Origin of the sequence: Peribacillus frigoritolerans (assembly GCF_030676415.1) — a bacterium.
Taxonomy (GTDB): Bacteria; Bacillota; Bacilli; order Bacillales; family DSM-1321; genus Peribacillus; species Peribacillus frigoritolerans_A.
The window spans coordinates 128,379-153,496 of sequence record NZ_JAUUTW010000006.1; the positions used below are offsets into that span (position 1 = coordinate 128,379).

23 protein-coding genes are annotated in these 25,118 nt (G+C 42.0%); 18 read left to right on the top strand and 5 right to left on the bottom strand.

Features of this window, described 5'->3' with window-relative positions:
- Window positions 1-59: 59 nt before the first annotated feature.
- Window positions 60-1,508 (top strand): DHA2 family efflux MFS transporter permease subunit, encoded by a 1,449-nt coding sequence (locus tag Q8G36_RS08260; RefSeq protein WP_305159669.1) that lies wholly within the window; start codon window positions 60-62, stop codon window positions 1,506-1,508.
- A 238-nt stretch (window positions 1,509-1,746) separates the two neighbouring features.
- On the opposite strand, the gene Q8G36_RS08265 is transcribed toward Q8G36_RS08260, so the two are convergent.
- Complete coding sequence (locus Q8G36_RS08265) at window positions 1,747-3,750, bottom strand: YhgE/Pip domain-containing protein (RefSeq protein ID WP_305159582.1); 2,004 nt, start codon at window positions 3,748-3,750, stop codon at window positions 1,747-1,749.
- 122 nt (window positions 3,751-3,872) lie between these two features.
- Between Q8G36_RS08265 and Q8G36_RS08270 the strand changes: the two genes are divergently transcribed.
- Together Q8G36_RS08270 and Q8G36_RS08275 are read left to right on the top strand one after the other, a co-directional pair.
- The gene (locus Q8G36_RS08270) at window positions 3,873-4,775 is read left to right on the top strand and encodes a LysR family transcriptional regulator (RefSeq protein ID WP_305159583.1); all 903 of its coding nucleotides are present in this window, start codon (window positions 3,873-3,875) and stop codon (window positions 4,773-4,775) included.
- Window positions 4,776-4,951: 176 nt separating this feature from the next.
- Window positions 4,952-5,641, top strand: a complete 690-nt coding sequence (locus tag Q8G36_RS08275; protein ID WP_305159584.1) for an alpha/beta fold hydrolase — start codon at window positions 4,952-4,954, stop codon at window positions 5,639-5,641.
- A gap of 65 nt (window positions 5,642-5,706) precedes the next feature.
- On the opposite strand, the gene Q8G36_RS08280 is transcribed toward Q8G36_RS08275, so the two are convergent.
- Window positions 5,707-6,315 (bottom strand): TetR/AcrR family transcriptional regulator, encoded by a 609-nt coding sequence (locus Q8G36_RS08280; protein WP_305159585.1) that lies wholly within the window; start codon window positions 6,313-6,315, stop codon window positions 5,707-5,709.
- A gap of 189 nt (window positions 6,316-6,504) precedes the next feature.
- On the opposite strand from Q8G36_RS08280, the gene Q8G36_RS08285 reads away from it, so the two are divergent.
- The gene (locus Q8G36_RS08285) at window positions 6,505-7,263 is read left to right on the top strand and encodes an SDR family oxidoreductase (RefSeq protein ID WP_305159586.1); all 759 of its coding nucleotides are present in this window, start codon (window positions 6,505-6,507) and stop codon (window positions 7,261-7,263) included.
- Window positions 7,264-7,641: 378 nt separating this feature from the next.
- Here the strand turns inward: Q8G36_RS08285 and Q8G36_RS08290 are convergent, their stop codons facing one another.
- From Q8G36_RS08290 to Q8G36_RS08300, 3 genes are all read right to left on the bottom strand, one after another.
- The gene (locus Q8G36_RS08290) at window positions 7,642-8,343 is read right to left on the bottom strand and encodes a FadR/GntR family transcriptional regulator (protein WP_305159587.1); all 702 of its coding nucleotides are present in this window, start codon (window positions 8,341-8,343) and stop codon (window positions 7,642-7,644) included.
- Between the two features lie 161 nt (window positions 8,344-8,504).
- Complete coding sequence (gudD, locus tag Q8G36_RS08295; protein ID WP_305159588.1) at window positions 8,505-9,863, bottom strand: glucarate dehydratase; 1,359 nt, start codon at window positions 9,861-9,863, stop codon at window positions 8,505-8,507.
- Window positions 9,864-9,894: 31 nt separating this feature from the next.
- Window positions 9,895-11,256 (bottom strand): MFS transporter, encoded by a 1,362-nt coding sequence (locus tag Q8G36_RS08300; protein WP_305159589.1) that lies wholly within the window; start codon window positions 11,254-11,256, stop codon window positions 9,895-9,897.
- 317 nt (window positions 11,257-11,573) lie between these two features.
- On the opposite strand from Q8G36_RS08300, the gene kdgD reads away from it, so the two are divergent.
- The 14 genes from kdgD (at window position 11,574) to Q8G36_RS08370 (ending at window position 24,990) form a co-directional block, all read left to right on the top strand.
- Window positions 11,574-12,506: a 5-dehydro-4-deoxyglucarate dehydratase gene (gene kdgD / locus Q8G36_RS08305; protein ID WP_305159590.1), complete on the top strand. Its 933-nt coding sequence runs from the start codon at window positions 11,574-11,576 to the stop codon at window positions 12,504-12,506.
- A gap of 17 nt (window positions 12,507-12,523) precedes the next feature.
- Window positions 12,524-13,987: an alpha-ketoglutaric semialdehyde dehydrogenase GucD gene (gucD, locus tag Q8G36_RS08310; protein ID WP_305159591.1), complete on the top strand. Its 1,464-nt coding sequence runs from the start codon at window positions 12,524-12,526 to the stop codon at window positions 13,985-13,987.
- Between the two features lie 89 nt (window positions 13,988-14,076).
- Window positions 14,077-15,612 (top strand): galactarate dehydratase, encoded by a 1,536-nt coding sequence (garD, locus tag Q8G36_RS08315; RefSeq protein WP_305159592.1) that lies wholly within the window; start codon window positions 14,077-14,079, stop codon window positions 15,610-15,612.
- 186 nt (window positions 15,613-15,798) lie between these two features.
- Window positions 15,799-16,251 (top strand): GNAT family N-acetyltransferase, encoded by a 453-nt coding sequence (locus Q8G36_RS08320; protein WP_305159593.1) that lies wholly within the window; start codon window positions 15,799-15,801, stop codon window positions 16,249-16,251.
- Between the two features lie 121 nt (window positions 16,252-16,372).
- On the top strand, window positions 16,373-16,696 hold the full coding sequence (locus tag Q8G36_RS08325; RefSeq protein ID WP_305159595.1) for a hypothetical protein: 324 nt from the start codon (window positions 16,373-16,375) through the stop codon (window positions 16,694-16,696).
- Between the two features lie 68 nt (window positions 16,697-16,764).
- Window positions 16,765-17,235 carry a VOC family protein gene (locus Q8G36_RS08330; RefSeq protein ID WP_305159596.1) on the top strand — a complete coding sequence of 157 codons (471 nt, stop codon included), beginning with the start codon at window positions 16,765-16,767 and terminating at the stop codon, window positions 17,233-17,235.
- Window positions 17,236-17,314: 79 nt separating this feature from the next.
- Window positions 17,315-17,764, top strand: coding sequence for an ASCH domain-containing protein (locus Q8G36_RS08335; protein ID WP_305159597.1), 450 nt, complete (start codon window positions 17,315-17,317; stop codon window positions 17,762-17,764).
- Between the two features lie 102 nt (window positions 17,765-17,866).
- Window positions 17,867-18,565 carry a polysaccharide deacetylase family protein gene (locus Q8G36_RS08340; protein ID WP_305159598.1) on the top strand — a complete coding sequence of 233 codons (699 nt, stop codon included), beginning with the start codon at window positions 17,867-17,869 and terminating at the stop codon, window positions 18,563-18,565.
- Between the two features lie 744 nt (window positions 18,566-19,309).
- Window positions 19,310-22,345, top strand: a complete 3,036-nt coding sequence (locus Q8G36_RS08345) for an efflux RND transporter permease subunit (protein ID WP_305159599.1) — start codon at window positions 19,310-19,312, stop codon at window positions 22,343-22,345.
- Between the two features lie 245 nt (window positions 22,346-22,590).
- Window positions 22,591-23,241, top strand: a complete 651-nt coding sequence (locus Q8G36_RS08350; protein ID WP_305159600.1) for a DsbA family oxidoreductase — start codon at window positions 22,591-22,593, stop codon at window positions 23,239-23,241.
- 55 nt (window positions 23,242-23,296) lie between these two features.
- Window positions 23,297-23,899: a nitroreductase family protein gene (locus tag Q8G36_RS08355; RefSeq protein WP_305159601.1), complete on the top strand. Its 603-nt coding sequence runs from the start codon at window positions 23,297-23,299 to the stop codon at window positions 23,897-23,899.
- 249 nt (window positions 23,900-24,148) lie between these two features.
- The gene (locus Q8G36_RS08360) at window positions 24,149-24,760 is read left to right on the top strand and encodes a flavodoxin domain-containing protein (RefSeq protein WP_305159602.1); all 612 of its coding nucleotides are present in this window, start codon (window positions 24,149-24,151) and stop codon (window positions 24,758-24,760) included.
- Window positions 24,681-24,848: a Fur-regulated basic protein FbpA gene (locus Q8G36_RS08365; RefSeq protein WP_305159603.1), complete on the top strand. Its 168-nt coding sequence runs from the start codon at window positions 24,681-24,683 to the stop codon at window positions 24,846-24,848. Before Q8G36_RS08360 ends, Q8G36_RS08365 begins: the two co-directional genes overlap by 80 nt.
- Complete coding sequence (locus Q8G36_RS08370) at window positions 24,841-24,990, top strand: FbpB family small basic protein (RefSeq protein WP_305159604.1); 150 nt, start codon at window positions 24,841-24,843, stop codon at window positions 24,988-24,990. The genes Q8G36_RS08365 and Q8G36_RS08370 overlap by 8 nt, the downstream gene beginning before the upstream one ends.
- Window positions 24,991-25,118 lie beyond the last annotated feature (128 nt).

The following is a 25,118-nucleotide window of genomic DNA, read 5'->3' on the forward strand; positions in this document are numbered from 1 at the left end:
AAGTGAGTACTGCACAAATAAATGAGAAAAAGGGTTCGTATGGAATTTTGGCCATATTGATGGTCGGAGCGTTTATATCGATACTGAATTCAACCCTTTTAAATATTGCACTGCCATCAATCAAAACAGACCTGGGAATCGAGACTTCCACAGTTCAATGGCTGACAACAGGCTACATGCTCGTGAACGGAATCATGATTCCGACAACAGCCTTCTTAATAAGAAAATATTCGGTCCGTAATCTGTTCCTGACAGCCATGCTCCTATTCTCAATCGGGACGATCGTTGCAGGTGTAGCGCATGCATTCCCGCTATTATTGAGCGCACGTATGGTTCAGGCTGCAGGTTCTGCAATCATGATGCCGTTATTAATGAACGTGCTTTTAACTGCTTTCCCTGTTGAAAAACGGGGCTCGGCAATGGGATTATTCGGTTTAGTCATGATGTTTGCCCCTGCAATCGGGCCGACGTTTTCAGGCTGGATCATCGAGCATTACGATTGGAGAATGCTATTCCATTTCATTACTCCGCTAGCTTTACTAGTGCTTATTTTCGGCTTCTTTAAATTAAAAGACAAAAAGGAAAAAGTCGATATTAAAATCGATAAATTATCGGTCATCCTATCTAGCTTGGGCTTTGGCGGCCTGCTTTACGGATTCAGCTCGGCAGGCAGCAAAGGTTGGGATAGCCCTTGGGTATATGGAACACTGATTGTAGGTGCCATTTCCCTGATCCTTTTCATTACGCGCCAACTTAAAATGGAAACACCGATGCTTGAATTCAAGATCTTCAAACATCCAATGTTCGCTTTATCTGCAACGATTTCAATCGTGCTGAATATGGCCATGTTCTCAGCGATGATCTTAATGCCGCTGTATATACAAACAGTCCGTGGCATTTCACCATTCGATTCAGGCTTGCTGATGCTGCCGGGTGCACTATTAATGGCCATCATGTCACCGGTCACCGGAAAGCTCTTCGATAAATTCGGTGCTCGCGTACTGGCTTCCGTCGGTTTGCTTATCACCGTGGTCACAACGTATTTCTTCAGTAAATTAACAATGGATACTTCTTATACACATATTGTGATCCTGTTTTCCGTACGTGCATTCGGACTATCCATGGCAATGATGCCAATCATGACAAATGGATTGAACTCACTGCCAGCACGAATGAACCCGCATGGTACAGCCATGAATAATACGCTGAACCAAATCTCAGGTGCGATCGGTACTGCATTGCTTGTTACGGTCATGTCAAACCATGCAGCATCTTCCGGTGAGACTTTAATGACCAAAGCAATGAGCAAACTAACAAGCCAGCCCACTGCTGAGATGATGGAACAAATGCAGGCCCAAATCGGAATGCAGGCGATGCTCGATGGAATAAACTTCTCCTTCCTTGTATCCACCTTCATTGCTGCTGTGGCACTGATTCTGACATTATTCATTAAGCGCGCATGGCCGGCTGAAGAAAAACCAGCTATGAAAAAAGATCAAACCGCTTAAATGAAACAATAAAAAGCCCTATACCACCTGAATAGTCAGGCAGCATAGGGCTTTTTGTCGATTTAGTTCGGTTCATCACCGATTTAAGGCCCGGAACGGAATTTAATTCAGGCTACAGCGGAATTAATTCAACCTACGACGAAAATAATTCGACCTACAACAAACAATCAGTATGTTTTCCGGTGATTACACTTATATAAAAAAAGGGGCAGTGCAATATGCACTGCGCTTTTTTACATCAAGATGTCACTTCCTCTGAAGTTACTTTTGCATGCTGGATATGACTGGCTATCCAGCCAATGATCGCTGCAGAAACGAGATAGGCAAGTAAGATCCAAATCTGCGTCCGCAAGTTTTCCCAGCCGCCTAATGAGATGACCTCTTGAAGTTCCTTTAGTGAGTGGGCCATAGGTAAAAATTGACCGATTTTCGTCAATAATGACATGCCCAATTCGCCTGGGAATGTCCCGCCGCAGGTAGCCAATTGGAATACGAGAAGGGTCACGGCTGCGAATTTGCCCACCACTCCGAATACGGTCACCAACATAAGAATGAACGTCATGAAGGTAAATGAAACGATGATGCTTGATAGAATGAATACAGGGACACTGGCTACATGTAAATGGAATCCAAGAAGGACGACTGCATCCACTAGAAGTGCCTGAATCAAACCAATTACATATACCAGCATTAATTTATTCGTGAAATGAACGGTTCCGGTAACCTTAAGATTCTGCCTGCGGCCAAGCGGCAAGATATTGGAAGCCATGATGCCGCCTACATAAAAGGCCAATGACAGAAAATAAGGAGCAATTCCGGTTCCATAGTTAGGAACTTCAGAGAGATTTGATTGGACCAATTGCACAGGTTCAGAGAACATCGAAGTGGTCGAATCGTCGTACTGAAGACTGGCCGTTTTATCGGCAGCTTCATTAAGCTTTGAGGATAACTTGTTTGAACCCGTTTCCAGCGAAGCCAGTCCGTCTTGAAGTTCCGTCGATCCACTGGCTAGCTGGCTGCTTCCGCCGGCCAGCGAATCGATTCCTGTATTTAAAGTGGAGAAACCATTTGTCCATTTAGAGAATCCGTTCGCGAATTCTTCCGTACCCTCGTATAATTGCTCAGCACCCGAGGTAGCTTGTGCCATTTTATCACCAAAGATATTCATCCCGGTTTGAATGGTTTCTTGTCCATCAGCCACTTTTGCAGCACCTTCGCCCAGTTGCTTTTGACCGGCATGTAAAGTGGCGGCTGTTTTGGATAAACCTTCTGATAGGGCAACGATTTGCTTGAAGTCTTGATCCTTTATTGCATCAGGATGACTTTTCATATAGGCATCCAATTGTTTCTTAAGAGTATTCGCTGTATCGGCAGCCTGTTCTTGCCCTTGCATCAATTTTGCATTTCCGGCTGACCAGTTCTCAACACCCTTATTTACTTCATTGATCCCATTTTCCAATGAGTCATGTCCATCAGATAGCTGCTTCATGCCAGAATACAAGTTCTGGGAACCTGATGTTAATCCTTCCGCCCCATCCGCTAATGCTTCTTGTCCATCCAAGAGCTTGGTGCTTCCCGTTTGCAGCTTCTGGGCGCCATCATTCAAATCCTGAATGCCATCATTCAATTTCTCGCTGCCGCTTTTCGCATCCGCCGTTCCTTGATGAAGCTTTTCCGCTCCATCCCCGGCATCCGCCAAGCCTTTAGAAACGTCCTGGAATTTCGAAAGGATGCCTTCGGAATAGACTTTCGTAATGCTTGCGTTGATTTTTGCAGTCATCTTTTCAACAGCAGTAGAGCTGATCTGTGAGGCAACGAAGTTCTTACCTGGATTGACAGTATACAAAAGTTTAGCCGTTTCCGGTTTTTTATCCATTAAAGTCGTGACGTTTTCCGAAAAATCATCCGGAACCGTGACAACCATATAATAGGTACCGTCTTCAAGACCCGTATTAGCCTCCTTTGCCGTGACAAAGTGAAAGTCCAATTCTTTCTGCTTTTTCAATTGTTCAACGAAATCATCTCCAGCCTCGATTGGCTTATCGTCCATTTCCGAACCATTATCGAGATTGACCACTGCTACAGGGAGCTGATCCAACTTTCCATAAGGGTTCCAATATCCTGCCAAGAAGAAACCTGAGTAAATCAATGGAACGACCAAAAGGAAAATCAAGGCGATTCTCCCGTGTTTATGTTTCCACATTGCTTTTATATCTTGAAATACAAGTTGTAAACCTTTCATTATTAGAGCCTGACCTTTCTAACTAAGAGATTATTTCATCATAATGGCTTTTTTAGATACTGTATAATACATAATTGATTATGTAATAATAGATTTAAATCTATGTGAAAAGAGTGGGAAAAATGGAAATATTACAGCTGCAGTACTTTCAAACCGTAGCACGGCTGGAACATATGACTAGGGCTGCGGAACAACTTCAGATTGCTCAGCCATCCCTCAGTAAAACCATATCCCGGCTTGAAGAGGATTTGGGAGTCGCACTGTTCGATAGGGAACACCGGAAAATCAAGCTCAATGCAGCCGGACGAATATTCTTGAACCGGGTCGAACGCGCTTTTGCAGAACTGAATGAAGGAAGGCGCGAGATAGTGGAATTAACAGATCAAGACCAAAAGAACATAACCTTGGCCGTTACCATTCCCAGGGTCCTGCCTGATTTATTGGGTACATTTTTATCTCAATACCCGGATGTCCGTTTTCAACAATTTCTAAAATCCATATCTTCCATGAAGCAGCTTTTAATTGAAGGCGAAATCGATTATTGCATTTCTTCCGTTCCGATTGAAGGCCAAGACTTAAAGTGGGAACCGCTGATCACCGAAGAAATATACTTGATCGTGCCTCCCAATCACCGGCTGGCAGGCAGGGAAAGCATTAAACTCCAAGAAGTGAAGGATGAACCATTCATCAGTATGAATACAGGCTTCGGGTTCCGCAGCCTAACCGACCAATTTTGCCTCGAAGCGGGATTCGTCCAGCACATCGCATTCGAAGGAGATGAACCAGCTGTCATCTCGGACCTTGTCAGGAAGGGATTGGGGGTCGCATTCGTATCTGAATTGACATGGCTCCATCAAACCGGATCATTATCCCATAAAATCCGGATAACCGAACCTGCTTGTCAAAGAACAATTGGGCTCGGCTGGTCAGAAAAACGCTACTTCACCCCCGTAGCCAAGCAATTTCGGTTATTTGTCATGGATTACTTCGCTGCCGCCAACTCCGCTAGATTAAAGGATGAATAAATGTGGTGAAGGCCGAAATAATCGGATGAAGACAGGAATGAATAGTGTGTAGGACGAATAAATGGGTGAAGGCATAAAAAGTATAATTTAATTATAGAGAACATAGTATTCTAGGAGGTTTTTATTAAATAGATCGGGTTCAAAATGACGAATCCGAACCTAGGAGATGAATGGAGATGGAAATACGGGTTAATCAAATTGAGTTGAATGGACTCACGTTTCAATATCGGGAGAGCGGGGATGTTTCTGCACCACCGCTTGTTGTTCTTCACGCGCTGGGAAAAAGTTCAGAATCATGGGATCAAGTGGCTGCCGCATTAGGAGAAAATTATCGTGTTTTAGCCTTAGATCAACGGGGCCACGGTGGGAGTGCGAGAACTAATACATACACTTTTGAATTGATGTGTGATGATTTACTTCATTTTGCGGATGCGCTTAATTTGGGAAGGTTTTCGTTAATAGGGCATTCCATGGGGGGAACAGTTTCCTATCTTTTCTCGCAAACTTTTCCTTCAAGGATAGAAAGGCTGATTGTCGAAGACACGCCTCCTCCTTTCTCGGATAAATCAATGGAGGTTCCTTCTAAACCTTCTGGCCCACTGCCGTTTGATTGGCAGGTTGTGTCTTCGATTCTACAGCAGCTTAATGAACCTAATCCTGATTGGTGGGCGCGTCTTACCGATATTATGATGCCGACGCTTGTTATAGGGGGCGGGTCGAGCCATATTCCCCAAAACAAATTGCAGGAAGTTTCCGAGCTTATTCCGAATTGCGAATTGGTGACGATAGAGGATGCCGGACACTTTGTGCATGAAGATAATTTACCAGCTTTCTTGACTGCCGTAAAAAGGTTTCTTATTTCCTGAGCTTTCAAAGGGCAGGCTCTTTAATGCAGTAGGAGGGTTGCCGATGCAGTCCTCTTATTTCTGCTTTAAAATGTATGGTTTATTTTAAAGACGGCATTTACCGATTTATTATTAAGGATTTCCAGCAACTGTTCAGCCATATAGTCAGCGCTATATTTAAAGCCAGTGTTGACCCATTCGATGATCATGCCTAATATCGCATATGCTTGGTAACTGGAGGCCAGTTCTATATTGATCTTATGGTTCGGCCGGTAATCTTCTAGGTCCTCTAATGGAAGTTTCTTTAATTCATTACATATCCTTTCTAGTAATTTAGGCCATGCATTCGACTTTAGGATGAGGGTATAAATGTTTGCATAGTTAGCTACATGTTCAAATATTTTGATGACTGAAGCCGTTAGTTCATTGATGGTGAAAGTTTCAACGTTTTTATAAGGTTCCCGGTAAGAGATGATCAAATCGGCGATCACATCCTCCATGACCTCTTCGAGCAGTTCCTCTTTGTACTGATAGTGTTTATAAAATGTACCCCGATTAAGGTCGGCGAGTTCTACAATGTCAGTAATCGATATATCCCTGAAATCCTTATTTTGCATTAATGATATGAGGGATTCTTTCAAAGCCATTTTGGACTTCCTGATCCTTCTATCAATCCCAATATTATTTTTAGACATTTTATTCACCCTTTGTTCGTTATTGTGATTTTAATAAACATAATTATCACTTTCTGTTCATTGTTCAACATCGAGGTCATCATTTGCTGATTGTATAAGCCTACTCAAACTAATTATACTATAAAGGAAGTTAGTTAATGAACATCTGTACAATAAGTATCACTTCACAGAATGAACGGGGGAGTTCAAATGAAATTACAAGACAAAGTTGCAGTAGTGACAGGCGCAGCATCAGGCATGGGGAAACAAATTGCTATAGATTATGCTAGAGAAGGAGCTAAAGTCGTCGTATCGGATTTAAATCTTGATGGTGCGAACGAGACGGTAGAAGAAATAAAAGCGAATGGCGGAATGGCCTTTGCCATTAAAACGAACGTAGCGGTGGAGGAAGATATTCAACATTTGATCGATACCACTGTCAGTACGTATGGTACGGTGGATATTTTGGTTAATAACGCGGGTATCATGGACGGCATGGAACCTGCTGGAGACATAGAAGATTCTAGATGGGATCGGATTTTTGCCATTAACACGACAAGCGTCATGCGTTCGACCAGAAAGGTTTTGCCAATCTTTTTAGAAAAACAAAAAGGGATCATCATCAATATTGCTTCTGCTGGCGGTTTGTACGGTGCTCGAGCAGGCGCAGCATACACCGCCTCTAAACACGCAGTGGTTGGGTTCACAAAAAACACGGGCTTCATGTATGCCAATAAAGGGATCCGCTGTAATGCAATAGCACCAGGCGGTGTTGAAACCAATATTGGTTCCAGCATGACCAATATCAATGAGTTTGGCATCTCCCGCCAACAATTGGGTATGGCTATCAATCCACGCAATGGCAAACCTGAGGAAATCGCTAAAGTCGCATTGTTCCTTGCCTCAGACGATTCCAGTTTTGTTAATGGTACGGTCATCACGGCAGATGCTGGTTGGAGTGCATATTAAGCCGTAGAATAAAAAGAGGATGGTCAAAAACTTTATGACTGATACATGCATTCCTGCTAGTAAACAGGGATGCATTTTTTTTGTGTGAAGCATTGGCAGGTTCAATGGATGGGGATTTTGGTTAGCCAGACAATTTGCAAGAGGAAGGTTTTGACTTCATAAGGGAGCCCTGACATTGTCATTCAATCGAAATGGATAAGTGGGGTCTGGATAGTTCAACTACTATCCAGTTTTTCTCAAAAAGAATTATGCTATCAATTGGATTTAAAAGATAAGTTGAACTCTGAAATCTTGGAAGCAAAATAGGTTCCCTGAAAAAATCCACTTTCCCTATGAAATAGAATCATTGAGTGATCCATTAGTTTCTAAAACGATATATTAATTTGCGTGAGAATATTGAAGGACTTTTTGACGGACGTAATCAAGGTGCTTGTACATTTGGCTAAATGCTTCATGCGGATCATGTGCAGCAAGTGCCGCATAGATGGCTTTATGATACTTTACAGTCAGTTCCCGTTCTCTGAATTGAATCAGGCTATTTATTTTATTATGGGTAATCAATAAGGAATCGATCATGCCTTCAATAATGGGATTGTTTGCACTTAAAGCAATGATCTTGTGGAATTCCTTATCGGCCTCTCCATAATCGTTATCTTCACTATTGGCAATCGTGTCAATCGTAACTTGCAGTTTCTCCAGTTGTTCGTCCGTGATCTTCTCGGCAGCCATCGTTACTAATCCCAACTCCAATGCCATTCGCGCCTCGATGATCGCTGGTAAATTATCCGTAGCCAGCGCCAGCATGACAGAGAATGGGTGTGTACCGACTTTATCGTTAAAAAAGGTTCCTTCACGCGTTTTCCGTGTAATGACACCTAGTGTATCAAGTGCACTGAGAGCCTCCCGTAAAACAGGTCGGCTTACTTCAAGTTCTTTCATAAGTTCCATTTCAGGAGGCAGTTTGTCGCCCGCTTTCATTTGTCCACTGACGAGCAGATGCACAATTTGATCCACGACTTGTTGTGAAAGAGTGTTGCGATGTACCGATTGTACGCCTAATTTCTTTGACGATTCTTCCATTGTGTAACCCCTTTTCTGTTAAATCCTATATGTATTCCTACTGTAAGACTAATTATATAATATAATACACTTATTTGCATGTTAGGATGCGAAGGTCGATGTCCAAAAAAAGTAAAATGCGCCGCTCTAAAGAGAGAGACGCACGCATCGTTGGAAAAAAATCATCTGACAAGGCAAGGGGATTTTGGATTAAATTCCCATCCAGAAATCAGGTATTGCATAGCCATTGAATCATCACGGGCACCAAGCCCTTTTCGTTTATAAAGCTGATGTGCCTTTTCGATTTGTTCCATATCCAATTCAATTCCAAGTCCGGGTTTGGAAGGGACATCAACCATTCCGCCGACAATCTTAAAAGGTTCTTTTGTCAAACGCTGCCCATCCTGCCAAATCCAGTGGGTATCGATCGCAGTGATTTTTCCTGGTGCGGCTGCTGCAACGTGTGTAAACATGGCAAGTGAAATGTCAAAGTGATTATTGGAGTGTGATCCCCAAGTCAATCCCCATTCGTTGCACATTTGAGCGACGCGGACGGAGCCTTGCATCGTCCAAAAATGCGGATCGGCAAGAGGGATGTCCACGGATTGAAGTTGAATGGAGTGCCCCATTTGCCTCCAGTCCGTTGCAATCATATTCGTAGCGGTGGGAAGGCCTGTTGCGCGCCTGAATTCCGTCATAATCTCCCGGGCGGAAAAACCATTTTCCGCTCCGCATGGATCTTCCGCATAAGCCAAAACATGATGCTGATCCCGGCAAAGCTTAATCGCATCCTCAAGCAGCCAGCCGCCATTTGGGTCAAGGGTGATCCTGGCTTCAGGGAATCGTTCCGCAAGTGCGGTCACCGCTTCGATTTCTTCTTCCCCGCGCAAAACCCCGCCTTTCAATTTAAAATCATTGAATCCATAGCGGGAGTGGGCGGCTTCTGCCAAGCGGACAATCGATTCGGGTGTCAGCGCTTCCTCATGACGGAGGCGAATCCAATCGTCTTCCGCTTCCGGTTCGCTTAAATAACCAAGATCTGTTTTATTGCGGTCACCTACATAAAATAAGTAGCCCAGCATTTCCACCTTATCACGCTGCTGTCCTTCGCCGAGAAGGGCTGCGACAGGAACACCTAAATGTTGGCCAACTAAATCTAGAAGTGCCGCTTCCAATGCTGTTACGGCATGTATGGCAATACGGAGATCGAACGTTTGAAGGCCGCGCCCTCCTGCATCCCGATCCGCAAACTGCTTACGGATGGCATTTAGAATGTTGTTGTATGTCCCAATGGACTGGCCGACAACCAATTGTTTGGCATCTTCGAGTGTCTGGCGAATTTTTTCGCCTCCAGGAACTTCACCTACACCAGTATTACCCGCATTGTCTTTTAGAATGACAATGTTCCGGGTGAAATAAGGAGCATGTGCACCGCTCAAGTTCAGAAGCATGCCGTCATGGCCCGCAACTGGAATAACGCTCATTTCCGAAATGACCGGTGTGCCGATTTTCACATTATCCTTAAGCAATTGATTGTTCATAATTTTTCCCCCTACCAGAATATTTAGTTGACTATGATTTTAACTCTACACGTTTAATTTCACCTACTAAGAATAAATAACTTAAAATCGCAACAAGAGCATTAGCACATACGAAGACTAGTGCCCCATTAAACGACCCTGTCGTGGCAATGATATATCCGATGATAATCGGTGTTGTAATGCCGGCAATGTTACCGAATGTGTTGAAAAGCCCGCCACTGACACCGGACATTTCTTTTGGTGAGGTATCGGCCACTACCGCCCAGCCGAGTGCCCCAAATCCTTTACCGAAAAACGCAAGGGCCATAACGAAAATAACAACCCATTCCGTATCTACATAGTTTGCAGCTACCAAGCTCATCGATAGAATCATCCCAACAACAATTGGCACTTTTCGGGCAACAGTCAATGAGAATCCCTTCCGTAACAAGAAATCCGAGAATGTCCCTCCGAGAATGCCGCCAAAAAATCCACAAATGGCCGGAAGGGAAGCGACGAATCCAACTTCAAGAATGGTCATGCCTCTTTCTTGCACAAGGTATACAGGAAACCATGTCAGGAAAAAGTACGTTAACGTTGTAATGCAATATTGTCCGAGATAAACACCCAGCAGCATACGGTTTGATAAAAGCTGCTTAATATGATTCCAGTTGACGCCTTTCTTTTCCTCCTTATTCGTACTGGTTTGATCCATATTGATCAAAGCGCCGCCTGCTTCGATATATTCAAGCTCAGCTTTGTTGATACGCGGATGTTCCTTTGGACTATAAATCGTTTTCAGCCAAATGAAAGCAACGATGATTCCTAAAGCGCCCATAAAGAAGAAGACGTATTCCCAACCAAATTTATACGTAATGTAACCCATGATCGGTGCAAAGAGAACGGTTGCAAAATACTGGGCGGAATTGAACGTTGCAGCCGCGGTTCCGCGTTCATGGCTTGGGAACCAGGTAGCAACGATGCGGCTGTTGGCCGGGAAGGAAGGGGCTTCTGCCAATCCAACTAAAAAACGCAGTCCGAACAAGACCATGACAGCTGTTCCGGCAGAACCGAAAAATCCGAGGAATCCTTGTAAAAGAGTAAAGGTAGACCATAGCATGATACTCCAAAAGTAAACTCTTTTTGAGCCAAAACGGTCTAAAAGCCATCCACCTGGAATTTGTCCAGCTACGTAAGACCAAGCGAAAGCGGAGAAAACATAGCCCATCATGACTGAATCGAGACCAAGCTGACCAGACATGTCCGTACCCGCGATTGATAACGTCGCACGATCCGCATAATTCAGGGCGGTGACCAAAAAGAGCATAAAGACAATGAACCATCGTGTGCGTGTTTTTTTCTGGGCACTTGGCAGTTTAGAAGCTGCTTGAAAAACTTTTTCTTCAGCGTTCATATACTCACTTCCTTAAACGTATTTAATTATATTTTTATTTGATACCGCTTACAATGTTGGCTGCTCCCCCTTTGCAAAAATTCTTAATATTTAGTTTTGTCCAATGGTAAGACAAATAAAATTGTTTGTCAATGGCTTTTTTTATAAATCATTTTTCATTTTAACTCCTTAATTATCTTGTTTTTTTGTATATATTAGAAGCGAAATTATTGAGGTTCGAGGCGATGCTCCATTTTTCAGAAAATAAAAAAAATACAATTGACCAAAAGGTTTATTTGTCTTACAATAAAACAATAATACACAAGGGGGAATAGAAAATGAATAAGATTCGCAAGGCACCTAAAGGGATTCTCGGATTTCCCGTGGCACCATTCACAGCGAGTAATAAGCTTGATGAACAAGCACTCGCCCAAAATATCCAATTTTTAATAGATGAGGGACTAGAAGCTATTTTCGTGGCATGTGCAGCAGCAGAATATCCATCGTTAAGTAAAGAGGAATATGAAGCGATGGTAGAGGTAGCCGTATCCGTCACGGCTGGAAAAGTCCCTGTATACACAGGGGTAGGTGGGAATATTCAAACTTCCCTGGAATTTGCCAGAATATCAGCGGATAGAGGGGCAGATGGTTATTTAATATTACCTCCATATCTCGTTACTGGAGAACAGGCAGGTCTGGCGGCTTATTTCAAAGCCATCGCTGAGAGTACGGATTTAAATTCCATAGTATATCAGCGTGATAATGTGTCATTTTCACTTTCAACTTTGGAAGCGCTTGCTGAGGTCCCTCAGGTGGTCGGCGTCAAAGACGGTCTAGGCAATATGGAGTTGAATGGACTCTTAACACAAACCTTCGGAAAACGTTTCGGCTGGCTTAACGGAATGCCGCTTGCGGAAGTTACCATGTCGGCCTACGTTCCACTTGGTTTTGACTCATATTCATCAGCGATATCCAATTACATCCCGCACATCTCACGAAAATTCTATAATGGCATTTTGAGTGGAGATCAAGAAACGGTCAATGACATTTACCAACAGGTAATCATGCCAATCAACAACATTCGCCGTCAGCGAAAAGGATATGCCGTCTCTCTCATTAAAGCAGGTATGGAGATTATGGGAATGCCGGTTGGGCAAACAGTCAGATTACCAATTCTTCCGGTTGAAAAAGAACATTATGCAGAAATGCAAACGATATTAGAAAATGCCTTAGATCGTTTTCCAAAAGAAACTCCAATTCAATCAATCTAAAAAGGGTGGGATTATATATGATAACTACAGTTCAAACAAAAACGTATCTTAACTATATTAACGGTGAATGGGTTGCTTCCATTTCAAATGAAGTTGAAAAAAGTTTAAACCCGGCAGATAAACAGGCAATTGTCGGATATGTACAGAAATCTACCAAGGAAGACTTGAACCGGGCAGTGGAGGCTGCGAAAAAGGCAAAAGAAAAATGGCGCAAACTAGCTGGTTCAGAGCGCGGGGAGTATCTATATAAAGTAGCGCAAATTCTTGAAAAGCGGATTGATGAAATCGCAGAATGTGCAACAAGGGAGATGGGAAAGACATTTGCTGAAACAAAAGGGGAAACGGCACGCGGTATTGCGATCCTGAAATACTATGCAGGAGAAGGAATGCGTAAAGTGGGGGATGTCATTCCATCCACCGACAGTTCAGCGCTTATGTTTACGACGCGCGTCCCGCTTGGTGTAGTGGGCGTCATAACACCTTGGAATTTCCCAATCGCGATCCCAATCTGGAAGATGGCTCCTGCTCTCGTATATGGGAATACGATTGTGGTCAAGCCAGCCACCGAGACGGCCATCACCTGTGCGAAGATCATGGAGTGTTTTGAAGAAGCCGGTTTACCTGCGGGTGTAATCAATATGGTCACAGGGCCGGGCAGTGTCATAGGGCAGGGCATCGCCGATCATGCAGATGTAAACGGCATTACCTTTACCGGCTCAAACGGCGTTGGAAAAAGGATTGGACAAGCGGCGTTAGCACGCGGAGCGAAATACCAGCTTGAAATGGGCGGGAAAAACCCGGTAATCGTTGCAGCGGATGCGGATCTTAATCTGGCTGTAGAAGCCGTCATTACAGGTGCGTTCCGTTCAACGGGGCAAAAATGTACCGCGACAAGCCGTGTCATCGTTGCAGCTGAAGTTTATGAAGAGTTCAAGCAGTTGCTGGTGAAAGAAACGAAAGGCATTTCCATCGGGGACGGATTGGACAGCGGGACATGGATGGGACCATGTGCTAGCGAAAATCAATTGAAGACGGTTCTTTCCTATATCGAAAAAGGAGTGGAAGAAGGCGCTGCACTTCTAATTGGCGGGAAGCGTGCTGTAGAAGGCCATCAGGCAAATGGCTTTTATGTAGAGCCTACGATTTTTGATAACTGTACGTCAGATATGACAATTGTACAGGAAGAAATTTTTGGTCCGGTGATCGCTTTATTGAAAGCTGATTCAGTTGAAGAAGCCCTGCAACTTGCGAACAGCGTGGAATACGGCCTTAGTGCTTCGATTTTTACAGCCAATATCCAACATTTGCTTTCATTTGTTAACGATATGGAAGCGGGATTGATTAGGGTTAACGCTGAGAGCGCAGGTGTTGAATTACAGGCGCCATTTGGCGGTATGAAAAACTCCAGCTCCCACTCCAGGGAACAAGGAGAAGCAGCAAAAGAGTTTTTTACATCCATTAAAACGGTGTTTGTAAAATAAGGGAAAAAGTAGTTATTTTAGCTGAAAATAACCGGCCCGTGTATCTTTAGTGGAGTCTGTTTGCTTTATTAGAATGAAGGAGTGGTAAAGTGGATACGAAAACGCAACTGACGGAGGTACCGCTTTATATTAAGGTAAATAGGATGGACAATGTCGCCATCGTGGTTAATGCGGGGGGATTGGATCAAGGAACCGTTTTCCCTTGTGGGCTTGAATTGAAAGAAAGAGTACCACAAGGTCACAAAGTGGCTTTAATGGATATAATCGAGAATGAAGCCATCATACGCTATGGGGAAGTTATCGGTTACGCGGCTGAATCAATCAGTAAGGGCTGTTGGATTGACGAATCATTGGTGATGCTGCCGGCATCTCCCGATTTAAAGGAATTACCGGTAGCAAACGATATACCCAAAACTTTGCCCCCACTTGAAGGATATACATTTCAAGGATTCCGCAATGAAGATGGCAGTGTTGGAACCAAGAATATATTAGGCATCACAACAAGCGTTCAATGTGTAGTAGGCGTGCTGGATTTCGTCGTGAACCGGATAAAAAAAGAGCTTCTCCCGAAGTATCCCAATGTTGATGATGTTGTCGCTATAAATCACAACTATGGGTGCGGAGTTGCAATCAATGCACCGGAAGCGGTCATTCCCATTCGCACGATACAGAACCTTGCGAAGCACCCGAATTTCGGCGGGGAAGCCTTGGTAGTTGGATTGGGGTGTGAAAAACTGTCTCCAATGAGTATAAATCCGAGCGGGGACGATTCAGATATCATTTCACTTCAGGATCAGCAGGGATTTGCGGGAATGGTCCAATCGATTATGGAAATGGCTGAGGAACGTTTGATCAAGTTGAACCGCAGGCAGCGGGAAACGTTTCCGGTTTCCGAATTAGTCATCGGTACGCAGTGTGGAGGAAGTGATGCATTCTCTGGTGTAACAGCTAACCCTGCAGTAGGATATGCTACAGATCTGTTAGTTAGGGCAGGGGCAACCGTTCTATTTTCTGAAGTCACGGAAGTACGGGATGCGATTCATCTATTGACGCCTCGTGCAGTGAATGAAGAAGTAGGGAGAGCTTTAATAAAGGAAATGGACTGGTATGATAACTACCTCGCTTTAGGTGATGCTGATCGAAGTGCCAATCCGTCTCCAGGAAACAAAAAAGGCGGGTTGGCCAATGTAGTGGAAAAATCATTGGGTTCCATTGCCAAATCCGGAAGCAGCCCCATTTCAGGCGTACTGGCTCCAGGCGAAAAAACTATGGAAAAAGGGCTGATTTTTGCAGCTACACCAGCTAGTGACTTTGTTTGCGGAACGTTACAGCTCGCTTCCGGTATGCACCTTCAAGTTTTTACAACTGGAAGAGGCACCCCTTATAATCTCGCAATGGCTTCCGTCATCAAAGTATCTACACGAAATACATTGACCGAGCAATGGAAAGATCTGATTGATATAAATGCTGGAACCATCGCTACTGGAGAAGCAACCATAGAGGAAGTTGGGTGGGAAATATTTCACTCTATTTTAGAAGTGGCCAGCGGTAAAAAGAAAACCTGGGCAGAGCATTGGGGCCTGCATAATGATCTGGCACTGTTCAATCCTGCACCAATTACCTAATGATGATTTACTGGACGGACTTCCTTTTAATAGGGGTCCTTTTTTTGTTGGTCCAATTTTTCCAGCTGTCATTATTTTTCCTCCAGAAAAGAGGACCGCCGAACCATTAGCAGAAGTTATTAATGAACGATTGGTTTTCATCATGACGAAAAAGGTTGATACTAAGTACATATCAGGAGGGATAGCATGGTCACATTCAGGAATGCGACAGCAAAAGACTTAGGTAAAATAGTGAAGATGCTTGCGGACGATGTATTGGGGAGGGAAAGGGAACGATATGAAAATCCCCTTCCTGAAAGCTATCTAAAAGCATTTGAATCCATTGATGCAGATGAGAATAATGAATTGATCGTAGCATGTCTTGGTGAGGAAATCGTTGGGGTGCAGCAAATCACGTTCACTCCTTATATTACCCATCAAGGCGGTTGGAGAGCTACGATCGAAGGGGTTCGGACGGCATCCACAGAACGAGGGAAAGGTATTGGAAGCAAGTTGATTCAATATGCGATTGACCGTGCAAGGAAGCGGGGCTGCCATATCATTCAGCTGACGACCGATAAAAAGCGGGAAGAAACGCTGCGTTTTTATGAACGTTTAGGATTCAGAGCCACTCATGAAGGCATGAAAATGAAGCTCTAATCACAGTCTTTTGTCCCCTTTTTTAGTGCACAACAATTCGTCTGGTATTATATGTTAAAATTATTTGTGAGATATTAATAGATATCCATAGGATTTAAAAACTGCTGAAGGGGTGAGCTCGATGGAAAACGAAGCATGTATTCAGAAGAGGTACGGTGTAATTAGTTTTATTTCATTCATCATTGGAATCATTTGCTTTTTTACTGTTTTTATTACACCTATTAGAATGGAAAATATCGGGAGCGTGACTGGTGATTATATAACATTTTTCCTTACGATTGCCGGCATCGTCCTATCTGTCATAGGAATTTTGAAGAAAACGGAGAAAAAAGTGATTTCTATCATTTCTTTGGTTTTTTCCTCGTCATTCTTTATATTTTGGGTTATCGTCATCACTTTGTTGTTAACTGGGGAAATAGAATTGCCCCGTAGATCAATAAGATAAAGGGATTGAATCAGGATGTGGTTATGAAGCATCTTGGGAGATAGATCTGACTAAAAGGGGATTATTCAATGATAAGAGGTTTATATGAAGCACATTTACCGGTTAGTAATTTGAATCGTTCCATTGAATTTTATGAGGGGCTTGGTTTGGAATTGGATCATAAGGTTGAAGACAACCTGGCTTTTCTATGGATTGAAAAGGATAAAAGTTGGTTAGGGCTTTGGGAAACGGAAAAAGTGGAGGTTGAGTATCATCCCTCCCTACGGCATATCGCTTTTCAAGTATCATTGGAAGATTTAAAGAGCTCAGTCGTTTGGCTTGAAGATAGGGGCTATGCGCCAAGAGTGGCATTTGGATTTGAACCAGTTGAACCTTTCGTGATGCCTCACGGGGAATACGCCCACGCTAAAATTCACTTTAATGATCCAGACGGAAACAGTTTGGAGTTGATTAGTAAACTGGAGAATCCAAAAAAAATCACGAATCGTATGTATTTAAGTGAATGGGAACATGAATACAGAACTGAAAATAGCGAATGACAGATGGGCGGAAATTTAAAAATAATAATCATTCAAATTTGCTTTGCTTTATGTCAGAACAGAATGGGAGAATCATAGAATGAATGTCAAAGCGGAATTATATTGGAATGAATTTTGGCAGGGGAAAAAAGAAGAAAAACCCCAGGCAGTCAGTGCATGGCAATTCGGGGCCGATCCCGATCATTTGGCTCAATTAGTGATGGATGGGATAAAAACGGCTACGTGCTCTGGGTATGTTTTTTATGAAGAAGAAAATGAACCATTACCATCCGCGGGTGATTACAGCATTATTTTAAGCAGGGAGGATTTGCCCTTAGCCATCATACAAACAGTGAAAGTCGAAGTATTGCCCATGAATGAAGGGAGTGAAGAGTTTGCGATTGCAGAAGGGGAAGGCGATGGAACCTATACATACTGGTGGGATGCACATGAAAAATTTTTTAAAGAAGAACTGGACAAAATCAGCCACACCTTTAAAGAAGATATGCTGCTGGTGTGTGAGCGTTTTGAATTGATACATGTAAAGTGAATGTAGACGGTTCGTTCGGAAAAGAGTAAAAAGTGTTTTTGTTCAGTGATTTGCTATAATAGGTCACTGGATTAAAATGCTAATAGAAAGATAGGTATTTGCATGAAAAAGAAACTGATATTCATTGGATTGGGAATCCTGGTTGTTTTCCTGCTGTTGCTTGGTACGTATAAATTAATGAATTCGAGAACCTATCAGGTGTTCGGTGGATTAACGGATAAAGTCGAGACGAATGAAAAAGTGGTCGCTTTGACTTTTGATGATGGCCCATCGAAGAATGTAAATGAGCTCCTTCCGTTATTGGATAAATACGATGTAAAAGCTACATTCTTCCTGATTGGTAACGAAATCGAAAAGTATCCAGAGGAAGCGGGAAAAATAGCGGAAGCAGGACATCAGATTGGCAATCATACGTATTCCCACAGGCGGATGGTTTTTAAGTCGCCCTCTTATATCAAGGCGGAAATCGAGAAAACGGATAAATTAATTCAGAACACCGGATATAAGGGTAAAATTGATGTCCGGCCGCCAAACGGGAAAAAAATCTTTGGTTTGCCTTATTATTTAAATAAAAATGATAGAGACACCATTACCTGGAATCTGGAACCAGATAGCTATTACACTACCGCTTCTGACAAAGTGAAGTATGTGAAGGAAAATATAAAACCAGGTTCGATCATCCTGATGCATCCGATGTATGATGATACGGGTAAAGAACTTCAAGCGATTGAAGGGATCTTACAAGAGTTAACGAACGAAGGCTATACGTTTGTAACGGTCAATGAACTTCAGGAATTGTAGTTTCATTTTTACCGTCTTAATCATTTTCGAAGAATCGGGTTGCTGCGGCAACCCTTTTTTATTTGATTTCCAGAATAGTACAAAACATGGGCTGCATATTGTTTCCTAACGGAATGTTGTTTTTGCGGCATGCATTCGCATGATTTTTTCCTTAGTGGAAATTAAAGCTATTAAAATGGGGCTGGTTACTTGTACCGGAATAAAAATACCGCTCTGATCATGATTTTGTGTTTCCTGTTATTCCTATTTCTTGTGGTGCTCATTTTTCGCCACATCACGGTTTACTTCGTGTATAGCTCGGGCATCGGCCCGTTATTGCTTATCGGTATAATGGTCTTGGCTATCGCTATGCTTTTTTTCAAAGGATATAAATAATCGAGTTTGTCTACAGGGTTTTAAGGATTTTTACAACTTGAACGTTGATTTCCACTCCAGGCACTCGCTTTCCGCGGGCGGTCCGCCCTCGGCGCCTTTGCGTCTGCGGGGTCTCCCCTGGACGCGCTTTTCCCGCAGGCGTCTCGGATTACGTTCCAATCAACTCTGTCTTGAAATTTAGATAGAACCCCTTTTGTCTACAAACTGGAGGCTGCTGTGCAGCCTTTTTTATGTGGAAAAAGTCTCTTCATCGTTAGATATAAAAAAATATAAAAATCAATAAAAAATTAACAATCCACAATTAGTAATATATGGTAAGATTTAAAATGGAATTATTTTCTTTAAATTATATTCAGGGGTGATTAGTGCGTGGAGTTTTTTACTAAGTGGGCATTTAAGAACAAGGCTGCCGTTTCATTGGTAACCATATTTATTTTGTTGATTGGAGTTGTCAGTTATTTTAAACTGCCGATGGAATTTTTACCATCTGCTGATAATCCACAAGTTACGATTATCACAATGGGACAGGGCACCGATTCGAAAACGATGGAAGCACAAGTTACAGATCCGATTGAAAGGGCGGTTACGGGAGTTAAAGGAAAGAATTCAATATACTCCACCACGGGAGATGGATTTTCAAAAGTAGATCTATTCTTTGAAGCAGGATCGGATATGAAACAAGCGAAACTTGATGTTCAAGAGGCTTTAGGCAATGTAGCATTGCCACAAAGCATGGCAAAGCCTACTGTTACACAGTTAAATACATCGATGATTCCCATTTCATTTGTAGCTGTTACTTTTAAGGATGGATTAACAGCTGAAAATATAGACTTTACCAAGAAAGAATTAGAGCCTCTGTATAAAGATATTAAAGGGGTCTCGGATGTACAGACATTTGGAGTTTCCCAATCCGTTCTTTCAGTCAAAGTGGATAATGAAGAATTGGCTAAAAAGAAAGTCTCCATTCAAGATGTCATGAGCGTCCTTAACGGTCAGAATGCAGCTCTGGCAGTAGGCGAAAATGTGATTGATGGGAAGGCAAGTAACATCAAGGTAATCGGGGATTTAACAAGTATTGAAAAATTAAAAGCTTTAAAGGTCACTCCAAATGTCACACTTGGAGAAATAGCAAAAGTTGAAGAAGCGAAGGATGGTAACCTCATCAGTCGTTTTAACGGAAAGGAAAGCATTGACTTAAGCATTATCAAGGACAGTCAATCAAATGCTGTCACAATCAGTAAAGAGGTTGAAAAAGTAGCAAAAGGAATTAATGAAAAGTATAGGGACCAGAAATCGACCATTTATTTATCTACAGCTGATATGGTGGAGACTTCCGTTCAGACGATGGTAAAAGAAGTTCTGCTAGGTGCGCTATTCGCTACGATTGTAATCATGGTCTTTTTACGGAATGTACGATCTACATTCATTACAATCGTATCCATACCGTTATCTCTTGGCTTTACGCTATTTTTGCTGTCATTGTCGGGAGTGACGCTGAATATTTTGACGCTGGGCGGTGTCGCGGTAGCGATCGGGCGCTTGGTGGATGATAGTATTGTTGTTATTGAAAATATTTTCCGTAAAATGCAGCAGGAGAAGATTTCAGTCGAATTGGTGATGGATGCAACGAAAGAGGTGGGAGTGGCGATAACAGCTTCAACCCTTACGACTGTAGCCGTTTTCTTGCCGGTAGCTTTATTGAATGGAGGGCTCCAAGAGTTTCTTCTTCCATTCGCTTTGACCGTCACTTATTCTTTGCTGGCTTCTTTAATTGTGGCATTAACGGTCGTTCCGTTAATGAGTGCAGGATTGCTGAAAAGGACAGAGCTGCCAAAACATCGACCGGCCAAGCGTTTTACCAAGCTGGTTACTTGGTCACTAAACCATAAATGGGTTGTCTTGATTGTTGCTTTGCTGTTGTTTGTCGGTTCCGTTGGTACATATTTTGCCATACCAAAAGGGGCGATTGATAATTCTTCAGCAGATTATGTCTCCGTGACATTAACTTATCCAAATGATGAGCCCTATGAGAAAGTAAAAGAAAAAGCGATTGAACTCGAAGAAACGATTCAGGGTATGAGTGAAGTGGATAATATTTTCATGCAATTAGGAAACTCTGCCGAGACAGCACAATACGGCGAAGTCACATCACCTACAGAAGCAATTTTCGGCATCCTGGTAAAGGATAAAGCAAATGTAGACTCGATCCTGAAAAAAATGGAAAAGGAACAAGGAAACTATCCAGATGCGAAGCTTACGACCACCGCCTCTTCATTTATGATGGGGGCATCAAAGACGAACATTACGATAGATGTGATCGGCAGTAATGCTGAAGATTTGGAAAAGACGGCCAATAAGGTCAAAGAAAGAATTCAGGATATTAAAGGAATTGAAGAGGTTTCAACGAACCAAGATGAAAAGAAAACCATTTATTCATTCAAGGTAGATCCAGCTAAAGGCAATACAGAACAAATAGGTCAACAGTTAGGTATCATGCTTAATAAAACTCCTATCGGCCATATAACTTTACAGGATAAGCAGACACCTGTCGTCCTTGAACCCATCTTAGATCCTAAAAAACCAGAGGATTTAAAAAGTATTCCCATTATGACAGATGGCGGTCTAGCTCCAGTGTCAAAGGTTGCTTCTTTAAAGAGCGAAGAGAGTGCAACAACGCAGTTCCATAAAGATGGAGAAACATATCTCCAATTAACGGCAACGGTCGATCCGGCTAAGCTTTCCGATATTGCAAGCAAAATAAATCTTGAGATATTTGGAGATAAAGAGAACAAAGGCCTTGATATTCCGGATGATGTAGAGATTTTAGTCGGCGGAGCCAGTGCTCAGCAGACAGATGATTTTTCCGATTTATTCCTTACGATGTTAATATCGATCGGCATTGTCTTTTTAATCATGGTTATAACCTTTAAATCGATCAAAGCACCGATTGCCATTCTATTTTCCTTGCCATTCGCTGCCATTGGAGCGGTTTTAGGATTGGTTATCAGTCGAATTCCAGTTGATATTACAGCACTGCTGGGTGCTCTCATGTTAATAGGAATTGTTGTGACAAACGCGATTGTGCTTCTGGATCGAGTCAAACAAAACGAAGAAAAAATGATCATCCGTGATGCGATCGTCGAAGCGACAGCCACAAGGTTCCGTCCGATCATAATGACGGCTGTAGCAACGATTTGTGCCATGCTGCCACTTTTATATAAAAAAGCGGAAACAGGAAGCTTGGTTTCACAAAGTTTAGCGATCGTTGTCATTGGCGGGCTAGCTGTTTCTACACTGCTCACACTTATCGTCATTCCATGTATATACGAATTGCTGTATTATAAAAAATCGAAAAAACAGAGAAAGAAAAAGAGAGAACCCGTTAACGAACAAGTCGAGATGTAAGGAAGCTTCATAAAAAAGTTTGTAGAGAAAGCAACACTTTCTCTATAAACTTTTTTTTAAAAAAAATAATGGTTGACTTTCCTTCGACCTGTAACTAAAATGATTACAGCAGGTGGTGAAACAATCGCTAGCAATCCACTGCATAGTTACTAAATGCAATGTTCTTATATTAATATTTTTTTGTCCTATGTTGTAACTGTTTTGGTTACAAGTTGAGCTAATAATGAAAAGTGAGGGAATATATTATGACAGTGAAAATTAAAGCGTATTCTGATTTCATATGTCCATTTTGTTTTTTAGGTAAAGGTCCTTTGGACGAAATCGTGAAGGAAAAGGATGTAGAAGTGGAATGGATGCCATTTGAATTGCGTCCGAGTCCATATTCCAGAATTGATCCATGGAAGGAACCCGATAAGTTGAATTCATGGGATTCTTACATTCTTCCTGCTGCGAAAAAACTAGGGATTGATATGCGTTTACCCCGTGTCTCCCCGCATCCATATACACATTTGGCGTTCGAAGGGTGCCATTTTGCAAAGGAGCACGGTAAAGGGAACGAGTTCCATAACAGAGTATTTACAGCGTTTTTTCAAGAGGAACAAAATATTGAAGATATTGAAGTATTGACGAAATTAGCGGGTGAAGTTGAACTTTCAGAGGATGATTTTAGAGAAGCGTTAATGACACGGAAGTATCGTGAAGCGCATCAAGAAGCACTAAAACATGCCTATGAAGAAGCAGATATCAGGGCTGTCCCAACATTTATTATTGGTGATGAAGTCATTCAAGGACTAGCTAGCAAAGAAAGGTTAGCGCAAGTCATTGAGAAGGTAGCAGCAAAAAATAAACGGAATGAATTTGATGGCTTGCAATGTGATGGTAAGGGGAATTGCTAAAAGCCTTTTGAGTTATTAAATAAAAGTAAATGAAACATAATTTGGAGGAATCGAAATGTCAGCAACTACAACAAATTTAAAAGAAGCAATCATCAATCGTCGTTCCATCCGTAAGGTGAAAAAGAACGAAAATATTACGAAAGAAAGAATGAATGAAGTGTTAAAAACCGCTTTACATGCACCAACTTCATTTAATATGCAAAGCGGACGAGTGGTGGTAGTGATGGATGACCAGCATGAAAAGTTCTGGGATATTGTAAAGGAAACACTTCGTTCCCGCGTTCCAGAAGAGAGCATTGCGGTAACTGTAGAACGATTACAAGGATTTCGTGATGGAGTGGGCACCATTCTATTCTTTGAAAATCAAGAAACGATAGAACAAATGCAAGAAAAAGCACCCTCCTATAAAGAACAGTTTTCATATTGGTCCCATCAAGGAAGTGCTATGCTGCAGTACGCAATATGGATGACTTTATCAGTGGAAGGCATAGGGGCATCTTTACAACATTATAATCCAATAATTGATGAGGAAGTGATGAAGACTTGGGATCTTCCAGGGAAATGGTCGTTGATAGCTCAAATGCCATTTGGTGAGCCGAATGAACAACAAGAAGAAAAAACGTTCCTACCTTTCGAAGATATTGTGAAATTTTATTAATTCTAAGATTTAAGGTTTAGGATAATAGATTAACCAAGAGCGCGTTTACTCTTAATGAGTAAAACGTGCTCTTTTTTTCGAAGAAAACGTTCCAACAGCATTACAGATACAGGGATGGCAAAGATTATCCGTTCCTGATTTGTTCATCCTGCATATATTTAGCGAAGGTAAATAATTGACAATGAGAATCATTTTCATTTATAGTGAGATGTGTAATGAAATTAATTCTCAATTAGGAAGGTGATATAGATGAAGGTATTCATTGGTTATGTCAGTTTATCCGGTAATACCGAGAAAATGGCTATACACATAAAGAATAGAATGAAGGCTGTCGGCTGTGAAGTATATATGGAAAGATTGGATACTGTTGAAGTTGATGCCTTAAAGGATTTTGATTTGGCCTTTATTGGTTTATATACATGGAATCTTGAAGATTTACCGTATGAAGCAAACGAATTTTATGAAGAAATTGACCAAGTGGACTTTACTGGAGTGAAAGTCGCATTCTTTGGTGCCGGCGACCTGACCCATTCGAAACCCTGCGCCGCGATAGATATCCTTTCCGATAAAATGAAGCGATTTGGATGTAATGTATATGATCGAGTATTGAAAATACACCATGAAAGCAGTACTTACGAACAATTAAGGAAATGTGAAGACTTTGCCGAGCATGCCCTTTTATGGGGAAGCAATAGGAAGAAGTGGAGATTCTTCATGTGGGATCGGATGCTAGGCAGCCCAAAATACCAAAAGTCTATATTTTTGTTAAGGAGGGTCCTTGATGATTACCCAATTAAGTGCAAAGGGAGAAGCAAGAAAAGAGGAACTTATACAAGAACTTCTGAAATTCGGGATTTTTAAAAAATATAATAAACAACTATATGAGCTACCGATAGTTGTCCTGCAAAAGGAATTCAATCACTTGAGAGGTGAATTAAAAAATGTCTAGGAGAAGGAAATCTTATACTGAACTGCTAAAAGAAAACCGCGAACTTCTGTTGCATGACAAAATTGAAGTGGAACGCATCTATACAAAAATCGATCAAAAAGCTATCAATGAAAAAAAGAGCAGTAAGCAAGTACAATCATGACTGGTTAAAAATGAAAACCGAAATCCATTTTTTGATTTCGGTTTTTTCTTTTGGTTTGTTATTGAATGATGTTGATTGCTATTGATTGAAGAAGAAGGTATTTTCTAGTTGGTTGCCGAATAAAAATC